The 20,686-nt window shown below is 71.3% G+C and carries 22 protein-coding genes; 10 read left to right on the top strand and 12 right to left on the bottom strand.

Annotated elements, in window-relative coordinates; all coding sequences use genetic code 11:
* Positions 1-11: 11 nt before the first annotated feature.
* Together FJ108_03965 and FJ108_03960 are read left to right on the top strand one after the other, a co-directional pair.
* The gene (locus FJ108_03965) at positions 12-1,562 is read left to right on the top strand and encodes an acyl-CoA synthetase (protein ID MBM4335055.1); all 1,551 of its coding nucleotides are present in this window, start codon (positions 12-14) and stop codon (positions 1,560-1,562) included.
* Positions 1,562-2,023 carry a nuclear transport factor 2 family protein gene (locus FJ108_03960; GenBank protein MBM4335054.1) on the top strand — a complete coding sequence of 154 codons (462 nt, stop codon included), beginning with the start codon at positions 1,562-1,564 and terminating at the stop codon, positions 2,021-2,023. The genes FJ108_03965 and FJ108_03960 overlap by 1 nt, the downstream gene beginning before the upstream one ends.
* Positions 2,024-2,039: 16 nt before the next feature.
* Here FJ108_03960 and FJ108_03955 read toward each other — a convergent pair whose 3' ends face one another.
* The 5 genes from FJ108_03955 to FJ108_03935 are packed head-to-tail and all read right to left on the bottom strand — an operon-like array spanning position 2,040 to position 7,023.
* Positions 2,040-3,101, bottom strand: a complete 1,062-nt coding sequence (locus FJ108_03955) for an AI-2E family transporter (protein ID MBM4335053.1) — start codon at positions 3,099-3,101, stop codon at positions 2,040-2,042.
* 32 nt (positions 3,102-3,133) lie between these two features.
* A complete protein-coding gene (locus FJ108_03950) occupies positions 3,134-4,759 on the bottom strand; it encodes a hypothetical protein (protein MBM4335052.1) in 1,626 nt (541 codons plus the stop codon).
* On the bottom strand, positions 4,540-5,178 hold the full coding sequence (locus tag FJ108_03945; GenBank protein ID MBM4335051.1) for a hypothetical protein: 639 nt from the start codon (positions 5,176-5,178) through the stop codon (positions 4,540-4,542). Before FJ108_03945 ends, FJ108_03950 begins: the two co-directional genes overlap by 220 nt.
* A complete protein-coding gene (locus tag FJ108_03940) occupies positions 5,175-6,140 on the bottom strand; it encodes a hypothetical protein (protein MBM4335050.1) in 966 nt (321 codons plus the stop codon). The genes FJ108_03945 and FJ108_03940 overlap by 4 nt, the downstream gene beginning before the upstream one ends.
* Positions 6,130-7,023: a hypothetical protein gene (locus FJ108_03935; GenBank protein ID MBM4335049.1), complete on the bottom strand. Its 894-nt coding sequence runs from the start codon at positions 7,021-7,023 to the stop codon at positions 6,130-6,132. The genes FJ108_03940 and FJ108_03935 overlap by 11 nt, the downstream gene beginning before the upstream one ends.
* On the opposite strand from FJ108_03935, the gene FJ108_03930 reads away from it, so the two are divergent.
* Entirely contained in the window at positions 7,022-8,224 is a 1,203-nt protein-coding gene (locus tag FJ108_03930; protein MBM4335048.1) for a formylglycine-generating enzyme family protein, read from the top strand. The two genes, FJ108_03935 and FJ108_03930, sit on opposite strands and share 2 nt — an antisense overlap.
* Before the next feature lie 18 nt (positions 8,225-8,242).
* On the opposite strand, the gene FJ108_03925 is transcribed toward FJ108_03930, so the two are convergent.
* From FJ108_03925 to FJ108_03915, 3 genes are read right to left on the bottom strand one after another with little or no spacing between them, the layout of a single operon-like run.
* Entirely contained in the window at positions 8,243-9,082 is an 840-nt protein-coding gene (locus FJ108_03925; protein MBM4335047.1) for a hypothetical protein, read from the bottom strand.
* Complete coding sequence (locus FJ108_03920) at positions 9,079-9,909, bottom strand: hypothetical protein (protein MBM4335046.1); 831 nt, start codon at positions 9,907-9,909, stop codon at positions 9,079-9,081. Before FJ108_03920 ends, FJ108_03925 begins: the two co-directional genes overlap by 4 nt.
* Before the next feature lie 47 nt (positions 9,910-9,956).
* Entirely contained in the window at positions 9,957-11,009 is a 1,053-nt protein-coding gene (locus FJ108_03915) for a hypothetical protein (protein MBM4335045.1), read from the bottom strand.
* 135 nt (positions 11,010-11,144) lie between these two features.
* On the opposite strand from FJ108_03915, the gene FJ108_03910 reads away from it, so the two are divergent.
* Positions 11,145-11,465 (top strand): hypothetical protein, encoded by a 321-nt coding sequence (locus FJ108_03910; GenBank protein ID MBM4335044.1) that lies wholly within the window; start codon positions 11,145-11,147, stop codon positions 11,463-11,465.
* An 83-nt stretch (positions 11,466-11,548) separates the two neighbouring features.
* Here FJ108_03910 and FJ108_03905 read toward each other — a convergent pair whose 3' ends face one another.
* Entirely contained in the window at positions 11,549-12,421 is an 873-nt protein-coding gene (locus tag FJ108_03905; protein ID MBM4335043.1) for a PKD domain-containing protein, read from the bottom strand.
* 260 nt (positions 12,422-12,681) lie between these two features.
* Here FJ108_03905 and FJ108_03900 point away from each other — a divergent pair, with 260 nt between their 5' ends.
* The 5 genes from FJ108_03900 to FJ108_03880 all read left to right on the top strand — a co-directional run bounded on the left by FJ108_03900 (position 12,682) and on the right by FJ108_03880 (position 17,724).
* The gene (locus tag FJ108_03900) at positions 12,682-13,092 is read left to right on the top strand and encodes a hypothetical protein (protein ID MBM4335042.1); all 411 of its coding nucleotides are present in this window, start codon (positions 12,682-12,684) and stop codon (positions 13,090-13,092) included.
* A 147-nt stretch (positions 13,093-13,239) separates the two neighbouring features.
* A complete protein-coding gene (locus FJ108_03895) occupies positions 13,240-14,286 on the top strand; it encodes a zinc-binding dehydrogenase (GenBank protein MBM4335041.1) in 1,047 nt (348 codons plus the stop codon).
* Between the two features lie 15 nt (positions 14,287-14,301).
* A complete protein-coding gene (locus tag FJ108_03890) occupies positions 14,302-15,849 on the top strand; it encodes a carboxylesterase/lipase family protein (protein ID MBM4335040.1) in 1,548 nt (515 codons plus the stop codon).
* A 7-nt stretch (positions 15,850-15,856) separates the two neighbouring features.
* A complete protein-coding gene (locus FJ108_03885) occupies positions 15,857-16,663 on the top strand; it encodes a hydratase (protein MBM4335039.1) in 807 nt (268 codons plus the stop codon).
* Positions 16,660-17,724 carry a phosphotransferase family protein gene (locus FJ108_03880; protein MBM4335038.1) on the top strand — a complete coding sequence of 355 codons (1,065 nt, stop codon included), beginning with the start codon at positions 16,660-16,662 and terminating at the stop codon, positions 17,722-17,724. The genes FJ108_03885 and FJ108_03880 overlap by 4 nt, the downstream gene beginning before the upstream one ends.
* 36 nt (positions 17,725-17,760) lie before the next feature.
* Here FJ108_03880 and FJ108_03875 read toward each other — a convergent pair whose 3' ends face one another.
* From FJ108_03875 to FJ108_03865, 3 genes are read right to left on the bottom strand one after another with little or no spacing between them, the layout of a single operon-like run.
* Positions 17,761-18,312, bottom strand: coding sequence for a protein phosphatase (locus FJ108_03875; GenBank protein ID MBM4335037.1), 552 nt, complete (start codon positions 18,310-18,312; stop codon positions 17,761-17,763).
* Positions 18,284-19,204, bottom strand: a complete 921-nt coding sequence (locus FJ108_03870; protein MBM4335036.1) for an ADP-ribosylglycohydrolase family protein — start codon at positions 19,202-19,204, stop codon at positions 18,284-18,286. Before FJ108_03870 ends, FJ108_03875 begins: the two co-directional genes overlap by 29 nt.
* Complete coding sequence (locus FJ108_03865; GenBank protein MBM4335035.1) at positions 19,201-19,926, bottom strand: DUF3293 domain-containing protein; 726 nt, start codon at positions 19,924-19,926, stop codon at positions 19,201-19,203. Before FJ108_03865 ends, FJ108_03870 begins: the two co-directional genes overlap by 4 nt.
* A 210-nt stretch (positions 19,927-20,136) precedes the next feature.
* Between FJ108_03865 and FJ108_03860 the strand changes: the two genes are divergently transcribed.
* On the top strand, positions 20,137-20,682 hold the full coding sequence (locus tag FJ108_03860) for a cupin domain-containing protein (protein MBM4335034.1): 546 nt from the start codon (positions 20,137-20,139) through the stop codon (positions 20,680-20,682).
* Positions 20,683-20,686 lie beyond the last annotated feature (4 nt).

Here is a 20,686-nt window from a genome sequence, read left to right as displayed (position 1 = left end):
GCGCGAATACCGTGGCAGACCATGGCTTCTGGAGCTACGCGCAGCGCGACCCGTCGCGGCTCGCGTTGATCGCGCCCGACGAGCGTGCCTACACTCGCGGCGAGCTGTTCGCGCTGCAGAACCGGATCGCGAACGGCCTTCGCGCGCTGGGTCTGCGACAGGGCGACGCGGTGGCCGTGGCGCTTCCGAACTGCGCGGAGTTCTTCGCGCTGAACCTCGCCTGCGCGCAGTCGGGCTGGTACCTGGTGCCGATCAACTGGCACCTCGCGCCGGCCGAGATCGCCTACATCGTCGCCGACAGCGAGGCGAAGGCGTTCATCGCATCGGACCGAATCGCCGACACCTGCCGCGCCGCGGCCGACGAGATCCGCTTCCCCGCTTCGGGGCGATTCGCGATCGGCGCGATCCCGAGCTTCCGTCCCTTCGACGAGCTCGTCGCCGGCCAGCCCGAGACGCTTCCCGCCGAGCGCGCCGCGGGCGCGGTGATGAACTACACCTCGGGCACGACCGGAAAGCCCAAGGGCGTGCGCCGGCCGCTGCCGCCGCTCGATCCCGACATCATCGCGACGCTCTTCACCGGCTTCCTGTCGATGTTCGGGATCAAGCCCGAGGACGGAAACGTCCACATCGTCGGCTCGCCGCTCTACCACACGGCGGTGCTGGTCTTCGCGTCCTCGTCCATGCACTTCGGTCACCCGGTGGTGCTGATGGACAAGTGGACGCCGGAGGACTGCCTGCGCCTGATCGACAAGTACCGAGTCACCACGAGTCACATGGTGCCGACGCAGTTCCACCGCATGCTCGCGCTGCCGCCGGAGGTGCGCGCGAAGTACGACTGCAGCTCGACCCGCACGATGGTGCACGCGGCAGCGCCCTGCCCGCCCGACGTGAAGCGGCGAATGCTGGACTGGTGGGGCGACTCGATCTTCGAGTACTACGCGGCCACCGAGGGCGGCGGCACGCTCGTCACGCCACAGGGGTGGCGCGTGCACCCGGGCACGGTCGGCCGCGCCTGGCCCGGCGCCGAGATCAAGATCTTCGACGACGCGGGGCAGGAGCTCCCCACCGGCCAGCAGGGCACGGTGTACATGCGCCTGGGGCAGGCCGACTTCGAGTACCACAAGGACAGCGAGAAGACGCGCAAGAACCGGATCGGCAACTACTTCACCGTCGGCGACGTCGGCTACCTGAACGACGCGGGCTACCTGTTCCTGTGTGACCGCAAGATCGACATGATCATCTCGGGCGGCGCGAACATCTACCCGGCCGAGATCGAGAACGTGCTGCTCGGCCACCCGAAGATCGCCGACGTCGCGGTCTTCGGGATCCCCAACGCCGACTGGGGCGAGGAGGTGAAGGCCGTGGTCGAGCCCGCCGCCGGCGTCGAGCCGGGCCCACAGCTCGCCGCCGAGATCCTCGCCTTCTGCGCCGACAAGCTCGCGAAGTTCAAGCTGCCCCGGACGATCGACTTCCTCGCCGAGCTCCCGCGCGACCCCAACGGCAAGCTCTACAAGCGCAAGCTCCGCGACCCCTACTGGGCCGGCCGCGAGCGCGCGATCTGATGCGCGGCGACGCGGAAGACACGATCGAGATCACGCAGCTCCTCTACCGCTACGCAGTCGCGATCGACGCCAAGGACTGGAAGGCGCTCGAGCGCGTCTTCACGCCCGACGCGCGGATCCACTACGCGGTCGCCGGCGGCATCGATCTGCGCTTCCCCGAGCTCGCCGGCTGGCTCGCGCACGCGATGTCGATCTTCAAGTCCACGCAGCACGTGATCACCAACCCGCTTGTCGAGCTCGCGGGCGACGTCGTGCGCTGCAGCTCCTACCTGACCGGCACGCACGTTCAGGTGCGGATCGATTCGGGCGAAGAGGTCCTGGTCACCGAGGGCAGCCGCTACGACGACGAGCTCGTGCGCACCCGCGACGGCTTCCGCATCTGCTCGCGCCGCCTCGAGCGCATCTGGCTCGACGGCCGCTACCAGGGGCCCGATCAGATCCGGCTCTTTCCGACGACGTGAGCTCGCGCCGCGCGCGCTACTCGCCGGCCGCGCGCGGCGCGACGCGGTCCGGGAACTCGGCGAGCAGGCCGAAGCCGACGGCGAGGAGGACGGGGCCGACGAACATTCCGAGCAGGCCAAGGCTGGCCAGGCCGCCGAGCACGCCGAGGAAGACGAGCAGGAACGGGATGCGCGTCGAGCCGCTGATCAGGAGCGGGCGCAGGAAGTTGTCGACGGTGCTGACGATCAGCGCGCCGTAGAGGGCGAGCGCGATCGTCGCGCCGACGCGGCCCTCGAAGTAGAGCCAGACGCAGGTCGCGCCCCAGATGATGGCCGGGCCGCCCGGCAGCAGCGCCGTCAGCACGGTCGCGAAGCCGAGGAAGACGGCCGACGGCACGTCCAGCACCCAGAAGCCGAGCCCCGCGAGCGCCCCTTGCACGATCGCGGTGCCGAGCAGGCCGAAGACCACCGCACGCACGATCGCGCCCACGTGGTCGACTAGGCCGGGGTCGTTGCTCGGCATCAGCAGCACGGCCAGGCGCCGCGCCTGCGTGCCGACGCGCTCGCCGTCCAGGTAGAGCGCGAAGAGCACGACGATCGTGATCAGGAAGTCGAGCAGGTTGCGCGCGATGCCGCCCGTGATCGTGACCGCGCGCGACGACAGGTCGCTGCCGTAGCGGCCGATCCACTCGCCGAGCCCCGCGTGGCCGAAGAGCGTGTTCTCGCGCAGCTCCTGCAGGCGCGAGTCGAGCCAGGGTCGAGCGGTCACGAACTCGGGGAACGGCCCCCCCTGCGCGGCCCAGTCGCGAAGCTGCGCCGCCACCTGCGTGGCCTCGGTGGCCAGCACCACCAGCAGCCAGCCGACTGGAATCGCGACGATCGCGGCCAGCACGAGCGTGAAGAAGCCCGCCGTGAGCGCCGGGCGCTTGGTGAGCGCGCGCGCCCGCGCGTAGACCGGCCAGGTCACGTACGCGGTGATGGCCGCCCAGGCTCCCGGCACGAGGAACGGCCGCAGCACCCAGAGCGTGGCCACGAGCAGCGCCAGGCCAACGAGCACGCGCGCGACGACGAGGCCCGCGCCCTTGCCTGGCTCGTTCATGCGGCGAGTATCCCGCTTCGCGCGGCGTCCGGCTAGCGCGGCGACTCGCCGAGAAGCTTGCGCGCGAGCGCGAAGTTGTGCGGACCGCTGCGGCGGAGTCGCTCCGCGAGCTCCGGGTCGAGCGAGGATCGCGACGCGAGCGCGTCGAGCTTCGAGGTCCAGGTCGAGAGCAGGTCCGCGAACTCCGGCGTGTGGCACTCGACGCAGCGAGCCGCGAGCGCGGCCGGGCGGTTCGCGGCGCGCGTCGGTCCATGGCAGTCGGCGCAGGCGACGCCCTCCGCGTGCACGTCCGGCTCGACGGGGGAATCCCCGAAGCGCCCGGCGAGGAGCCGCTCGGCATCCTGGTGACAGTCCCTGCACTCGCGCCCCTGCGCGCGGAAGCTCTGGTCCGCGTGGCAGGCGCCGCAGTCCAGCTTCGCGTGCAGGTCGTCGAGCTCGAAGCGCGTGTCGCGGGCGTGGTCGAAGTCCTGGCTCCAGCCCGACTCGGAGTGACAGGAGCGGCAGCCGTTCTCGGAGCGCATCTTGCCGCGGTGCGGATCCTCGTGGCAGGTCGCGCAGTCGGGATCGGCGGCGCGACCGGGCGCCGTGCCGGACTTCCGCTCCTGTTTGCGTCGCTCTTCGGTGTGACAGCTGTCGCAGGCGACCGAAGCGTGCGCGCCGCGGAGCGAGAAGTGCGTGTCGGCGTCGTGGTCGAAGCTGCCGCGGCGAAGCTGCGCCGCGCGAAAGCCCGACTCGCGATGGCAGGTCGCGCAGTCGCGGGCCGCGAGCGGGTGCTCGGGATCGCGCGCCGCGAGCGCGGGCGCGGACTCGTCGAGCGCGACCTGGCGGATCTTCCCCAGGTTCTCCGGCGCGCGCGGGCCGCCCGCGTGCGGATCGACGTGACAGTCGGTGCAGCTCGCGAACGGCACGCCTTGGTAGTGGAAGACCTTCTCCGCCCGGCCCGACGCCGGCAGCGCGAGGTGGCAGTCCTCGCACTTTGCCGTCTGGTGCTCGCCGCGAAGCGGAAAACGCGACAGGTCGTGCTGGAACGAATCGCGCTCGAAATCGATCAGCTCGGCGTCCGCGCCGCGGTGCTCCGCGTGGCAGGTCCGGCACGGCTCCTCGAACGTCGCGTGCCAGCCGAGCTTCCGCTGCGCGCGGGCGCCGATCTCCTGGTGGCAGGCGACGCAGCGCGCGTCGATCACGTGACTCGCGCTGCCGTGGCAGTCGAGACAGCTCCCCACACCTGCTAGATCCGCGTGCGCCGCGGAGAGCGGGCCGGGATCGAGCGCGCCGCCGAGAAGACGGTCCGCCGCGGCGACGATTCCCGGCTCGGGGGCCGACTCGAGCGCCGGCTTCTCGACCGGCGCCGCGTCGCTTCGCGCGCCCGAGCGCAGGAGCAGTAGCGCGAGCAGCGCGGGCACGAGCACGATCGCCGCGAGCAGGACCAGTCGGAGTCTCACGGCTCGCCCCGCCCGTCGCGCTCGACCGAATCGAGCCAGCGCGAATGGTGGTGCGCCGCCCAGTCGCGATCGACGTCGCCGCGGACCATCGCGCGCAGCGCCGGGCGCGTGCTCGGATTGATCAGCGCCATGAACAGGTGCACGGCGAACGCGGGGATCCAGGCCAGGAAGCCGCTCACGTGCACGACCAGCGCGAAGAAGGAGCCGGGCTCCCACCACAGGTGCATTCCGGTCGCGATCATCGCTCCCGAGATCGCGGCGACCGCGAGCGCGTTCAGCTTCTGCCCGGCGTTCAGCTTGTGCTGCGCGGGGAGCTCGGCGCGGCCCAGCATCGCGAGCGGCTGCTTCACGAGCCAGACCAGATCGTCGCGCCCGAGCCGCGCGGTCTCGGACAGATCCGCGAGCCAGGCGCGCCGGTCGCCGGACAGACCGATCAGCCAGGGCGCGGTCAGGATCACCACGCCCGCGATCTTGTGGGTCTCGATCAGGCGGGCGATCCAGACGCCCGAAAGACCCAGCTCCGCACGCGCGAGCAGAAGCGCCCCGCTCGACGCGAGCGTGAGGAACGCGAGCGCGAAGGTCCAGTGGAACCAACGCGTGGTCCGGCCGAAGCGCGGCACGCGGCGCGGAGTCACTTCGGCCCCTGCGCCGGCTTCGGGGCCAGCCGCTCGTAACTGCCGCTGCGCGGGTCGCGCCGCTCCAGCACGACCTCGCTCTCGGGGCCCGCCCGGAGCTCGAAGCGACGCTCCGCTCCCGCGGGAATCGCCTGGTCCAGCGCCGCGCGGAGCCGGATCACATCGTCGCCGGCGCTAAGCCGCACCTCGCGCGGACCGAAATTGCCGGTCGGAAGCGCGTGCGGCAGGCCGTTTCTCACGTCGACGATCCAGCGCTCGCCCTCGCGGCGCGCGACGAGCTCGATGTCCTCCCAGGGCTCGAGCGGAACGCCGAAGCGATGGCGGCGTCCGTCGATCGGGCTGCCCAGCGCGACGAGCACGCGCGAGTACGGCCGGGACGCGTCGTAGCTCTCGATCGTGCGGTGCACCGACGGCATGTGGCAGCCCTGACAGGTCTCCTTCTCCGAGCCGTCGCGCCTGGCCGGCGACTCGCGGTACTGCTCGAGCGCCGCCTCGTGGCAGGTGCCGCAGAGCTCGGGCTTGGCGAAGAGCTCGTCGACCGCGATCGGGTGCACCTCGACCGGAGAGGTTCGCGCGTGCGGGCCGCGCATGGTGAGCGGGGCCGCGTCCGGCATCAGGTGACAGCTCACGCAGGTCACTCCCTCCTCGCGGTGATCCGCGCGAAGCGCGATCTCACCCTTGGGCCCGAGCGGAGCGGGCGCGTGACAGCCGACGCACGCCTCGGCCGAGTGATCCGCCGTGAGCGCGGCGAACTGCTTCGAGGTCCAGGCGACCGCGTGCGGCGAGTCGGACCACTCCTCGACCACCTCGGAGTGACAGCGGCGGCAGTCCTCGGCGACGGGGAGCTGCTGCTTGTCCAGGCTGAACAGCAGGTCGTCCGCGAACGGAACCGAGAGGCTGCAGCCGGCGACGAGCGCAAGCGGCGCGACGAGCCAGCGGCGGCTTCGCGACTCACGCGCCACGCGGCACCTCGAGCGCGTTCCTTCCCCAGACCGCGAATCCGATCGGCAGCCGCAGCAGCACCAGAGTCAGTCCGTAGACGAGCGAGTACGCAAGCCAGCTCGACGCGGGGCCGAAGCCAGCGAAGAGCGCGAGCATGGCGGCCTGGGCGGTGCCGATCCCGGCGGGCGAGATCGGCAGCGCCGCGACGCTCTGCACCAGCGGCATTCGCGCGAGCACGTCGAGGAACGGCACCTCGAGCGCGAAGCACGGAAGCGTGAGCCAGACGAAGAGCGCGAAGCTCGCGTAGAACAGACCGCGAAGCGCGACCACTCGCAGCAGGTCCCGAGCGCGGAACCCGGCCACCGCTGCGGCGAGCTTGCCTCGGCCGAAGCGCGCGACGCCGAGTCGCGCCGCGATCAGGACCCCGGACGCGACGGCCGCGATCCCGAGCAGGATCGGCCGCAGCAGGATCGCGACGGTCCCGCCTGCGGAGAGCGAGCCGAGCGACGCGACCGTCGCCAGCGCGACCAGATCGCAGGCGTAGTGCGCGAGCATGGCCGCGGAGAGGCTCGACACCGCTGCGCCGGTGCTGCGCCGCAGACCCGCCACGAGCGCGACGTTCGCCAGATCGAACGAGACGACCATCCACGGGTACGTCGCGGCGCGCGCCAGCGCCATCTCCCGGAACGAGAGCGAAGCGCCCACCCGCGCGAACACCCCGCGCAGCACGAACGCGTCGAGCGCGAGCCAGACGGCGGTGAACAGGATCGCGACCGGCGCATAGGCGCCGAGCTTCGCGGCCCCGAGCGCGGCGAGCGTCGCCTCGCGATCGACGCGCGCGAACAGGATCGCGAGGATCGCTGCGGCGGCCAGCCAGGGAAGCGCGGCCCGCGTCCGCTTCATGACGCGAGGAATCCCACGCCGTGCACGTCGAGACAGGCGCCGTTCACGCGCACGCCCGCCTCGCTGGCCAGGTAGACGGCGGCCATCGCGACGTCCCACGGCAGCGCGCGCTGCGGAGCCGGAGCGCCGCGCGGCGCAGCGCCGTCGATCCCGAACCTGCTTCGTGCACGTTCCCCCCTTCGCTCTGCGATGCCATCGCGCCGGGCGCCCGTCAAGGCGAGCGCGCTTGCGCGGCACATGGCGATGGCGGACTTTGCGCGGCGTGGACGCGATCGACCCGGGCCTGCTCTCGAACCGGCTGCCGCAGATCGAAGCCGTGCTCGCGCGCCTCGCGCCGAGTGCCCGCGAGCGGCTGCTCGAGCCGCTGCTCGCGTTCGTCGCAGATGTTTCAGAGCCCCTGCTGGCGCGAATCTCCGCGGGAACCGCGCTCGGCCTGATCGGCGATCCGCGGATCGATCCGCTCCGGCCGCGGATGTGCCGAGTGCCTGCGGGCCGCTTCTGGATGGGCACCGACCTTGCCGAGGTGGCCGAGCTCGCGCGGAGGTGGAACGTTCCGGAGGCGTGGTTCGAGAAGTCGACGCCGCGCCGCCAGGTGGAGCTCGACGCGTTCGAGATCGCCGTCCATCCCGTGACCGAAGCGGAGTGGGCGCGTTTCCTGGCGGAGACGGGCGTCGACGAGATCCCCGCGCACTGGCCGAGCGGCGTGCCCGCGCGCGGCCGCGCGAACCACCCGGTGTTCGGCGTGTCGTGGCAAGCGATCCTGCTCTACGTGGAATGGCTCTCGGAGCAAACCGGAACCACCTTCCGGGTGCCGACCGAGCCCGAGTGGGAGCGGGCCGCGCGGGGCACCGACGCGCGCGCACACCCGTGGGGCGAGGCGTTCTCGGCTTCGCGCTGCAACACGCGCGAGGGCGGGATCGGGGGCACGACACCCGTTGGTGTCTATCCCGACGGCGCCTCGCCCTGCGGCGCGCTCGACATGGCGGGGAACGTCGAGGAGATCGTCGCCGATCTGTACCGACCCTACCCGGGCTCGAAGTTCGCGGACCCGGATTACGGGAGCTACCGGGTGACGCGCGGCGGGGTCTACACGCTCGACGGAGACCTGGCGCGCTGCGACCGACGCCACGGAGCCGCCTTCGCCGGGCCGACCGGCGTCAGACTCGCGCGCAGCGCCGCGCACGGGTGGCAGGGCCGCTGAGGTCTGCGCCTCCGGGCGCTAGCCCGCGAGCGCTCTCGAGAGCGCGCCGACGCTCGAGCGGATCCTGCGGGGACCGCGCGAGCGCAGTGCGGGAACCAGCGAGGTGAGCGCGTCGACCGCCGGAAAGCGCCCGACCAGCGCGGAGTGTCTGACGCGCGCCAGGCGATCGCGGTCCGGGTAGGCCGCGACGAGCACACCGAGCAGGGCCCCTGCCCGCGCGCCGGCCGCGCGCTGAAGCGACGCCACGAAGCCCGCGATCTCGACCGCGATCAGCGTCTCGACCCGCCGTGGGTCGGTGTAGGCGTACTCGAAGTCGAAGCTCACCCACTCGCCGGCGCGATCGATCAGATGTTCGAAGCCGGGATGCGCCTGGATCAAGCCCGGCTCGCGCAGCCTCTCGGCGAGCGCGTGTCGGCGGCACCACTCGGCGCCGAAGCGGGAAAGCCCCGCTTCGAGTCGCTCGATCGAAAAGCGGGCATCGCGAAGCTCCGAGCGAACCGTCTCGCCGTCGATCCGCTCCAGGACGAGATAGGGCCGATCGTCCGATTCGGGAAGCGGAAGATCGAGGATCTCGGGAACGGCGAAACCATGCCACCGCCAGAGTCCGAGAATCCTGGCGTCGGTGTCGCGCCGCGTGCGCGCGGCCAGGCCCGTCTTCGCGACCAGAAAGCGGTGGCCGAACGCGCGCGCCAGCGTCGGGAATCGCGTCCGCTTGCGCCCGTACAACTTGACGATCACGGGTCTGCCTTGAATCTGTGTCGAAACCACCTGGTGTCGGCCGTCGCCTCTTCTGGAGATCGCGAGCAGGGTTCCGTCGAGACCGGCGACGCGGATCGGCATGCCGACGCCCGAAGTCATCCGCGGCCCAGCATGGTGTCCAGGCGCGCGGCGATGCGGTACTTCGACGAGCTCTTCTGGGCGCGTTCGCGGAAGGCCAGGTCGAGCTTGCGGCCGAAGCGCACCAGCGGATTCGGATCGGCGAAGGCGAACTCGCGCGTGTAGGTGAGCAGATCGCGGCCCGGATAGTGCGCGACGGTCTCCTCGAGAAACGTGTCGAACTCGTCGTGGACGGTTCGCGCCATCGACTTCAGGTAGCAGAGGATCTCGCGCGCGACGATCTCCTTCACGCGATCGCGCGAGCGGAAGCAGGTCTCGAAGTCGAAGAACAGGAACTCGTCGCCGACGATCATCACGTGCTTCAGATCGCCGTTCTCGTGCACGAAGCGCGGCTCGCGGCGCTCCACGGCGAATCGATGGCGCCGGTGCCAGACCGGCAGGAAGCGACGCCACGTTTCGAGCCGGGTCGCGATCGGGATGGTCCGGTCGGCGAAGTAGTTGACGAAGCGCGGCGCGTCGACCCATTCGAAGAGCGCGTAGCCGTCCGGCGGCAGGCCCTCTACGCGGTCGTAGTAGACGTTGAAGACGCGAAATCCAGCCTCGCGCCAGAGCCGGATGCAGTCGAGCTCGGTCTTGCGCCTCGACCAGGGCATGACCGCGGTCTGGTTGGCGACCAGCAGGTTCCCCGCGCTCTTCCAGCGGTAGCGCCACATCGGCAGGCTTCCGTAGTAGACCTTCAGCACCGCGAAGCCGCCCTGGTAGGGCACCTTGTAGAGGAAATTCCCGTTCTTCAGCAGCAGGTACTGCTCGAGGTTCTCGAAGCGAAGCACGGGCGACGACTCCATCATTCGCGGAGTTAAGCAAAACCCGACCGGATCCGCCGCAGTGGCTGTGCTCAGCCAAGACGGCTCGTCGCGATCCAGAGCCGGTCGCCGAGCCAGGCCTCGACATGACACCGGCTCGTGTCCTCGCTGGCTCGGAGCTCCACTTCGAGCCCGACGGCCTCGCTCTCGACGGCTCCGGCGCAGACGAGCAATAGCCGCGCTTCGCGAGGCGCCCGGACTCGGACGGAGCTGCCCTCGCGGGAGACCTCGAAGGAGTCCACCGGCGCGATCCCCTCGAAGGCGACGTAGCTCCGGCCCTCGCGCAGCGCCTCCAGGATCGCGGACGCGCTTCGCTCGCGAACGCGCACGTGGGTGGTGAGCAGGCGGAACGTGTCGCGGTAGCGGTCGATCGTTCCGCCAAGCGGCCCGAGCGCGCGGAACTTCGCGTGCGCGTCGACGCCACCGACGATGCTTCGGGCGCCGGGCAGCTCGGACCAGCGCGCGAGATTCGCGCGCGGAGCGCCGAGCAGCGGGCGCAGCGCCAGCTGCGCGGGGAGCAGCAGGTGTCCGAGTGCGAGCCGGGTCGGCACCTCTGCGGCGCGCGCGTGCAGATTCGCGATCTCGATCCCGTCCGGCTCGGCCGCGGCGAATCGCGCCGGCTCCATCAGCGCCGAGCGCTCGATGTGCCCGACGAACGCCGCGCCGCCGCGCGCGTGGATCTCTTCGACCAGCGCGCGCGGCGCGCGAGGCAGGCGCGCCGCGTCGCTCACGCCGAGCGCGAGCATCGAGCCGCCCAGAACCGAGACTTCCCAGCCGGGGATCAGGATCACGCCGTCGATCACGCCGCTCGCCGGGACGCCCCGGGCGTTTCGCGTGTGCTCCGAGAAGGCGACCCAGGCGACCCCGGCTCCGTTCGCCGCATCGACGACTGCTGCGATGGATCCGTGACTGTCGTGTGACACACGGGTGTGCACGTGCACGACTCCGCGAAGATCGATCCAGCCGTCGCCGGCGGCAGCGCCGGTCTGGCGAGCCGAGCCGCTCGGCCACGGCAGCGAGGCGCACGCGCTGAGCAGCAGCGCCGCGATCACCAGCCCGAGTCGTTCGATCGAGTGCCGGATCACCACCCGGCTCCTATCGGACCGTGTCGGGGATCGTTACAGGACCGACCGGATCAAAGTGTGATCTGCGCACTGACGGTGCAGATTGGCCCGCTGTAGCCTCTGGCCACCCGAAGGATCGGGGGACGAGGAGGGTTCATGCTTCGAGGAGCTCTGATCGCGATCGCGGTTTTCGGACTCGCGGCCTGCGGGCAGCAGGGAGACCGCGGCACGCCCGAGGTGGGCGCCGCCAGAGGGGCGCCGGCCAACGAGTACGCGGCGACGTGTCTCGAGACGGCGGCCGCGCAGAACTGGGCCGAGGCCGCGCGACTCTGCTCGCTGGCTCTCGGAGCCGATCCGAACGACGAATCCCTCGCGCAGGCGCTCGCGGCCGCGAAGGCCGCACTCGCCGGGGATGCCGCCGCAGAGGGTGTGGCCGAGCCGGCCGACGACGCGGCGGAGCAGGCGCTCCCGAACTGAGCTTCCTGCTCCGCGAGAGGCCGGAAGCTCCCTGGGACGCCGCCATGCCCGAGAGCCGGGCGGCATCCCAGGGAATTCTCCGGTTACTGGATGTTGAGCTCGACGCGCCGGTTCTGGGTGCGGCCGTCGTCGGTCGCGTTGTCCGCGACCGGGTTGGTCTCGCCGAAGCCGACCGCGCTGAGCCGCGATCCGTCGATCCCGTGAGTGGACAGGTACTCGAGCACCGCATTCGCGCGCCGCTCCGACAGACCCTGGTTGTAGGCGTCGGTGCCCACGCTGTCGGTGTAGCCGGCCACCTGCACGCGCACGTCCGCGTTCTCCTTCAGAGCTTCCACGCCCGCGTCGAGCACGCCCTCGAACTCCGGCTTGATCGTCGCGCGGTCGAAGTCGAAGTTGATGCCGCGGAGCACGATCGTCTTGCGGGTCGCGGCCGCGACGGAGACCGCCGAGCTGCCCGAGCCCACGGCGTCGTAGCTGTCGGTCGCGCTGCACTTCGCGTTGTAGTTACCCGCTGCGGTGTAGGTGTGCTTCGCGTTCTGCTCGGTCGACTTCCCGCCGTCGCCGAAGTCCCACGCGTAGCCCTTGATCGTGCCGGTCTCGGAGGTCGCGACGCAGCGGCACTCGACGGCGAGCGGAGGCGCGCCCGAGGCCGGCGTGCAGGTGGAGCGAACCGTCGGCGGGTTGCGCACGTCGTCCGGGGCACCCAGGGCGCAGAGCAGCGCGCCCGTCACCGCACCGGCGCCAGCGCCGATCGCGTAGCCGGCCTTCTGGTCGTTCCGGTGATCTTCGTTGTTGCGCCAGTCGGAGGCGATCGCGCCGATGCCTGCACCCGCCACGCCACCGAGTACCCCGCAGACGACGGGAGCCGCGTCTCCGAACGTGTCGTGCATGGTCGCGCAGCCACTCGTTCCGAGCAGCAGAACGCAGGTCAGGGCGAGGGAAATGACTCGATTCATGATTCAGGATCCTCCCGATGGGCTGATGGGGAAGCAGTGACGCCCGCATCCTGCCGCACAGGTGCTCACAGGCGCAAGAGGCACGCAGGTCGCCGCGGCCGACGCGCATGATGATGGGAATTGCGGGATTTGCAAGTACGGGTCCAGAATCACGCAGAAATCGTCCCCGATCCGTCGGGCTTCACTCCGCAGCGCTCGTTTCCGATCGAACGCATTGGCCTCGGAGGGCGGCCCCGAACCCGGGAGGCGATGGAAGACATATGCATCGAGCGACATCGAACAGCTTGCGGGCGCTTCGCGCGCTCGGCGTCGCGGGCGTGATCGCCCTGGCCATGCCCGCGGTAGCGGCGGCGGAGAGCTTCGACAGCTTCTGCGCGCAGTGGATGGGCAAGCTCGCGGCCCGCGAGCAGCAGAACCTGCAGAAGATCCAGTACGTGCCGAACGGCGGTCAGGTCGTCGGCGCCTACACCGGCTACGAGAAGGTGCCGATCCGCTGCCAGACGCGGGCCAAGCCAGGGGCACCGGGAGTCGGCACGCTCGTCTACAACGAGGTCCGCTACCAGAAGGCCGGCCCGACGGTGGAGGGCGCGAAGTCGAGCTCGCCGCAGGTCGTCGAGAAGGTCGAGATCATGGAGATCTTCCGCTTCGACGGCGCGAAGTGGAAATACTGACCGGACGACGAAGCGTTGCAGACCAAGGGGCGGCAGGCGCGACGGCGCAGGCCGCCCCTTTTTCGTCTCACGCGTCCGAGACGCGTTGACGTACTCCGAGGCGGGCGACCACAATCGCGCGAGCCACTCGAATCTCGGGGGTGAGGGATGAATCGCGCGCTGGTCTTCCACGGCAAGGCGGACGTCCGGCTCGAGTCTCTCCCCGACCCGACGCCGCCGGATTCACGCGGCGCGATCGTGCGCGTCGAGCGGACCGCGATCTGCGGCTCGGACCTGCACCTGTATCACGGCACGCTTCCGATTCCGCCCGGATTCACGCTCGGTCACGAGTTCGTGGGTGAGATCGTGGAGACGGGCCGCGACGTGCGTCGCTTCCGCAGCGGCGATCGGGTCATCGTCTCGGGCGTGATCGGCTGCGGTGAGTGCGGCGCCTGCGCCGGCGGACATCCGATCCGCTGTGAGCGCCATCTGACGCGCGTGTTCGGGAACTCGCGCGAGCTTCCCGGCGGACAGGCCGAGGCCGCAGCGGTCCCCGGCGCGGACGCCGCGCTGCTCCGCGTGCCGGACGGAGTCAGCGTGCAGCAGGCGGTGCTGCTCGCCGACATCCTGCCGACCGGCTACTACGGCGCGAGGAACGCGGAGATCCGCCCCGGGCAGACGGTCGCGCTGATCGGGCTCGGCCCGGTGGGCCAGTGCGCGCTCCAGTGCGCGCAGCTCTTCGGCGCGGCGCGGATCTTCGCGATCGACCGCGTGCCCGAGCGTCTCGCGGCGGCGCGCGCGGCGGGCGCGATCCCGATCGACGCGGCGCAGGATCCGCTCGCAGCGATCCTCGACGCGACCGGGGGCCAGGGTCCCGACGCGGTGATCGAGGCGGTGGGCGCCGACGAGACGATCCGGCTCGCGATCCAGCTCGTGCGCGTGGCGGGCGTGGTGTCGGTGATCGGCGTGAACGCGAACATGGCGTTTCCGTTCCCGATGCTGCTGGCGCTGATGAAGGACCTGACCTTCCGCATCGGCATCTGCCCGGTGCCCGAGCTCTGGAGCGATCTCGTGCCGCTGCTGCAATCCGGGCGGCTGCGCCCGGAGTCGGTCTTCAGCCACGAGCTGCCGCTCTCGAAGGGCTCGGAGGCCTACGCGCTCTTCGACGCGCGACGCGACGGCGTGATGAAGGTGATGCTCGATCCGAGCGCGTGATAGGCTCGCGCGCGCGTGAATCCGGTGATCGAGACGACGAGTGGCAAGCTCGCGGGCCGCACCAAGAACGGTGTCACGCGCTTCCTCGGCATTCCGTACGCGCGCGCTCCGGTCGGGGTGCGCCGCTTCCGACCGCCCGAGCCGCCCGAGAGCTGGGTCGGAGTCCGAGACGCCGACGCGTTCGGCGGCTCCGCGCCGCAGACCGCCTTCGGCGCCGGCGCGCTGCCGGGAACCAGCGTCGGAGCGCAGAGCGAGGACTGCCTGTACCTGAACGCCTGGACTCCGTCCCCTGATGGCGCACGCCGCCCGGTTCTGGTCTGGATCCACGGCGGAGGCTTCACGGTCGGGTCGGGCTCGCAGGAGAGCTACGATCCGACCGGGCTCGTCTCGCGCGGCGGAGTCGTCGTGGTGACGATCAACTACCGGCTCGGCGCGCTCGGGTTCCTGTATCTCGGCGCGCGCGGTGCCGCGGGGCTCGGCGCGCAGGCGAATCTCGGACTGCTCGACCAGATCGAGGCGCTCGCGTGGGTGCGCGACAACGCAGCCGCGCTCGGCGGCGATCCCGAGAACGTGACGATCTTCGGGGAGTCGTCGGGCGGGCGCAGCGTGGCCGCCCTGCTCGGCACCCCGGCGGCGCGCGGCCTGTTCCAGCGAGCGATCGCGCAGAGCGGAGCGGCCAGTCACCTGCACGACGAGGCGAGCGCGAGCGCGATCGCGATCGCGGACGAGCTCTTGCGCGAGCTCGGGATCGCGAGGGACGCGACGCGGGCGCTCCGCGACGTGCCCGTGGCAGTGCTGCTCGAGGCGCAGTCCAGAATCGTCGCGCGGCGCGTCGGCACGCCGGGCTGGCTTCCGTTCCAGCCGGTCGTCGACGGGATCGTGCTCCAGGAGCCGCCGCTCGACGCGATCCGGACCGGGCTCTCGCGCGACGTTCCCCTTCTGGTAGGGAGCAATCGCGACGAGTGGAAGCTCTTCGCGGCGATGGATCTGCGGCTGCAGAAGCTGGACGAGGCGGGCCTTCGCGCGCGGGTCGAGCAGCGCGTTCCCGGACGCGACCCGGAGCGCGCACGCGCGCTGATCGAGGGCTACCGCCGCTCGGGCGAGGCGCGCGTGGGAACTACGCCCGTCGACCTGTTCTGCGCGCTCGAGACCGATCGCGTCTACCGGATCCCGACGCTCGATCTGGCCGACGCGCAGCTCGCCGCCGGCGCGAGCGTGCACGCCTACCTGTTCACGCGGCCCGCGGCGCTTCTAGGAGGGGCGCTCGGCGCCTGCCACGCCGCCGAGATTCCGTTCGTGTTCGGCAACGTGCGAAGCGCGGCGGGACGGGCGTTCGCGGGTAGCGGCCCGGACGTCGAGCGACTCGAGGCGCAGCTCGTCGACGCGTGGTCCGGGTTCGCGCGAAGCGGCGCGCCGGGCGCGAGCTCCCTGCCCGATTGGCCTGCCTACACCGTGGAGCGTCGCGAGACGATGACGCTCGACGCGACCTGCGCGCTCGAGCTCGATCCCGGCTCCGCGACCCGGCGCCTCTGGGCGGGATTTCCGGGCAGGGCCACGTCGTGACGGCCCGATGACCCAGGCGGCGCAGCGGATCGAGCTCGCGGCAGTCGCGCTTCGGGACGCGGATTCGTTGCGCCGACCGCTCGCGGCATGGCCCGACGGCGCCGGGCCGCGCGACCTCGCCGAGGCCTACACCGTTCAGGATCGATTCGCCTCTCACCTCGGCCGCACGATCGGCTACAAGATCGCCTACATCAATCCAGCGGTGCAGCGGCAGCTCGGCATTCCGTCGCCGCTCTTCGGCCGGCTGATCGAGGGTCGCGTGGCGAGGAGTCCGGCGCGGCTCGATCCGGCGCGCTTCTCGAACCTGCTGGTCGAGACCGAGTTCTCGTTCCGCATCGCGCGCGCGCTCCCGGGGCGCTCCGCCCCGTTCGAGCTCGACGCCGTCGTCGACGCCGTCGGCGCCGCGATCCCGTCGATCGAGCTGGCCGACACTCGCTTCGCCGACTGGCGCAGCGTCCCGGCGCTGGACGCCGCGGCGGACAACGCGCTCGGATCGCACTGGGTCGGCGGCGAAGAGATCGAGGCGTTTCGCGCGCTCGACCTCGCGCAGCTCGAGGTGACCACGTTCGTGAACGGGCGCGAGGCCTCGCGCGGGCGCGGCGCGAACGTGATCGGATCGCCGCTCCTGGCTCTGCGCTGGCTCGCGAACGAGCTGCCGCGCTGGGGACGCGGACTCCGTCCGGGCGAGATCGTCACCACCGGCTGCTGCATGGACATCCTCGAGCTCGCCCCGGGCGACGCAGCCGAGGCGGACTTCGGCCCGCTCGGGCGCGTCCGCGTCGAGTTCCCGGTATCGGGTACGATGCGGCGATGAGCGAGACCGCGACAGGCACGGGGGACGTCCGGGGCATCCACGAGGCACGCGTCGGCGACTGGCTCGCGAAGCACGTCGAAGGCGCGCGCGCGCCGTTCCGATTCGAGCTGATCGCGGGCGGCCACTCGAACCTGACCTACAAGGTCACGGCCGCCGACGGCGAGCTCTTCGTGCTGCGTCGGCCGCCGCTCGGCGCGGTGCTCGCGACCGCGCACGACATGGGACGCGAGCACAAGATCGTCGCGGCGATCGGCGCGAGGACGGACGTGCCGGTCGCTCCCGCGCTCGGCCTCTGCACCGACGTCGCCGTGAACGACGCGCCGTTCTACGTGATGAAATTCGTGGCGGGCCACGTGATCACCGACGCGACGACCGTCGCCAGGCTGTTCTCGCCCGCGCAGCGGCACGAGATCGGCGAGTCCCTGGTGGGCGTGCTCGCGCGCCTGCACCTGGTCGATCCCGACGCGATCGGCCTCGGCGACCTCGGCCGCAAGGAGGCCTACCTGCCGCGACAGCTCAACCGCTGGCGCACGCAGTGGGAGAAATCGAAGACCCGCGAGCTGCCCGCCATGGACGAGGTGCACGAGGCGCTGGTCGCGCTGATGCCCGAGCAGAAGTACACCGGCATCGTCCACGGCGACTACCGGCTCGGCAACTGCATCACCGGCGCGAACGCGCGCATCGCCGCGGTGCTCGACTGGGAGCTCTGCACGCTCGGAGATGCGCTGGCCGACCTGGGCTACCTGATGAACAACTGGGCCGAGCCCGGCGAGGCCGGCGGCAGCGCCGCAGCAGCCGCCTCGCCGTCGGCCGCGGGCGGCTTCCAGACCCGCGCCGAAGTTCTCGCGCTGTACTCGAGGCTGACGGGCCGCCCGATCACCAACGTCGACTACTACCGCGCGTTCCAGTACTGGCGCCTCGCCGCGATCGTCGAGGGCGTGATGGCCCGCTACCTGAAAGGCGTGATGGGCGCCAACGCCGACACCAACGCGTTTCGCGCCCAGATCGACGGCCTGGCCAGCTCGGCGCTCACGCTCGTGCGCACGCTCGGCGGCGGCTGAGTACCGACCGAAACGCGATCGGATCGCGTCCTGCGTTCAGGCGTCGTCGAACGGATAGCGGCGCACGAAGCCGCGCTGGAGCTCGTTCTCGGGCGCGGAGCCGCGCATCGCGTCCGCGCCGCGAAGCTCGCGGATCGTGGCCTCGAAGCTCTCGCGAGTCGCGCGGCCGATCCGGATCAAGTGGATTCCCGCGACGGTCCCCGTGCGGCCGCGCCCGCCCCAGCAGTGCACGAAGCAGGGGCGGTCGAGCGCGAGCCTCGCGTCGATGAAGGCGAGGATCGCGCGCATCCCGGCGACGCTCGGAATCCGCTGGTCGACGATCGGAAAGCGCGCGCACTCGATCTGGAGCTCTCGCTCGCGCGCGAGCTCCGCTGCGATCGGCGCGTAGGGCGCGAACGCGGCCCCGTCGCGGTTGCTCTCTCGCTCCTCCATCAGGTTCACGAACGCGCGAATCCCCACGTCCAGGAGCGCGGCGACCTTGTCGCGCGCGATCCTCGGATCGAGGTCGCCCGGGTAGGCGCCGCCCATCAGGCGGCCCGGCTCGATCCACCAGGTTCGTTCAGGCAGGGCGCGCGGCGCGGAGCGCATCGGCGGTCTCCTCGATCAGCGCCCGCATCGCGAGCTTCTCGCGCCAGGCCGCGGGGATCGCGGACTCGCCGTAGAACGCGCCCGCGAGCTGACCGCAGATCGCGGCCGTCGTGTCGGCGTCCTCGCCCAGGTTCGCCGCGCGCAAGGTGGCGTCGCGATAGCTCGTCGTCTTGGCGAAGCAGAACAGCGCGGCCTCGAGCGACGCGACGACGTATCCGCTGCCGCGGATCTCGCGCTCGGACTTCGCCGTGTAGTCTCCTCGCGCAATCGCCGCGATCTTCGGCGCGAGCGGCGCGGCATCCCCGGGCAGATCCCTTCCAGCCGCGAGCACGGTCTCGCGATCTGCGCCGGCCAGCGCGCGCGCGAGCATCGCGCCGAAGAGCCGGCAGGCGTCGATGGCCTCGTCACATCCGTGTGTCGTTCGCGAGCTCTGGCCGCTCCAGTGGATCGCGGCGACCGAGTCGGGCGCATAGAACATCGGCACCGGCGCGAGCCGCATCAGCGAGCCGTTGCCGGCGCTGCGGGGATCGGTCGAGCCGCTCCACGGATCGCCACTCTCTCGGAAGCGCGCGAGCGCGTCGGCAACGGTCGTGCCGATGTCGAAGCAGCGACCGTTGCTCGACAGGTACCCGTCTCGCTGCCAGCGCGCGTAGCGCTCGATCTGATCGCGCGCGTCGAAGCCTCCGGTCTCGACCAGGCTGCGCGCGAGGCAGAGCGCCATGGAGGTGTCGTCGGTCCACTCGCCCGGACGAAGACGGAAAGCGCCGCCGCCGATCATGTCGTCGAGCGGGGCGAAGCTTCCGCGCGGCCTGAATTCGACCGACGTGCCCACCGCGTCGCCGCAGGCCAGGCCGAGAAGCGCGCCGCGGAAGCGCTCGCGTTCGCCGGTCAACACGCGCCCGCACAGAAGCGGAGACGCGCGGGCTGGCCCCGCTCTCCCACGACGATCGCCTCCTGCTCGCAGCGCTCTCCCAGCGCGAGCGCCTGCGGCTCGGAGATTCCCAGGATCAGGACGCTCCGCTCGGGCGTCCACTCGGCGCTCTCGCCGACGCCCTCTCCCTCGAAGAAGCGGAAGCCCTCGTGCTCGAGGCGCCGGACCAGCGCGTCGTGCCGCAGCGCGTTCTCGCCCGGGGGAAGCGCTTGCGCGCGCGGATTCCAGGCCGTGACGTACGCCCAGCTCGAGACGCCGCGGGAATCGAGCAGCTCGTCGAGCAGCGCATCGGTCGCGCCGATCCGGATCGCGACGCGACCGCCTCCGATCTCGGCTCGGAACTCGGTGCGTGCGAATGCGTCGTACAGCGCGCCCCGCTCGCTTGCCGCATAGCGCGAGGCCGCGCGCAGGATCGGCCGCCACAGAGGGGCGTCGCGCCGTAGTTCGATCTCGAGCCAGCGCAAGCGCGGATCCACCCCCAGGTACGCGGCCGGCACGCGGCCGCTCGCGACGGCGGCCCTCGCGCGCGCCGAGACTCCGGCCCCGCGGCAGAGCTCGGCGATCTCGCAGCGCAGCGACGTCGGATCGTGAAACGCCTCGTAGCCGAGGCTCGCTTCGGTCGGCGACCCGCTTCGCGGCGAGCCCAGGTCGAGGATCAGCGCGCGGCCGAAGCTGCGCAGCATCTCGGCGACGCGAGGCTCCGCATCGCTCGGATCGCTCGCGAGGCTTGCAGCTGCAAGCGCGGCCGCTGCGACGGGCAGCTCGCGCGCGTCAGCGCTCCGCGCGAGAACGAGAAGCGGGATCGCGGTCGAGTCGGCAGGCGTTGCGGAGTTCGTCAGTTCGGCGCCCCTCTCCTGCGGATCGCGCCATACTACCCGCACAGGAGGTGGAAGATGAAGATCCGCCGCGTCGTCACCGGTCACGATCGCTCGGGCAAAGCCGTGATTGCCTCGGACTCACAGGTCGAGGGAATCACACCGGGGCTTTTGCCCGGCTCGGAGTTCCACCGGCTCTGGGGCGCGAACCGCGCGCCGTCCTTTCCCGACGACGGCTCGCCGCCGGAGCAGAATCCCTACTTCCCGCCCGTCGGCGGCTTCCGCTTCGGAATGTTCACGATCCCGCCCGATTCGCACACACGGCCCGCGGTGGCCGACCTGCCCGCCGCGGTGAAGGAGCTCGAGGCCGCGCTGCCGGGGCTTGCGAGCCACATGGAGGCGGATGCGCCGGGGATGCACACCACCGCGACGATCGACTTCGAAGTGGTCCTCGAGGGCGAGGTCTGGCTCGAGCTCGACGACGGCGTGGTCGCACATCTGCGCGCCGGTGACTGCGTGGTGCAGAACGGCACCCGCCACGCCTGGCACAACCGCGGCCACGTGCCCGCGCGGCTCGCGGTGTTCCTGGTCGGGGCGCACCACGCGAAGTTTCCGGGAACCTGAGGGA

Source organism: Deltaproteobacteria bacterium (genome assembly GCA_016875225.1).
Classification (GTDB): domain Bacteria; phylum Myxococcota_A; class UBA9160; order SZUA-336; family SZUA-336; genus VGRW01.
The sequence above is the reverse complement of the archived record's forward strand: the minus strand, read 5'-3'. Positions and strand labels throughout refer to the sequence as shown.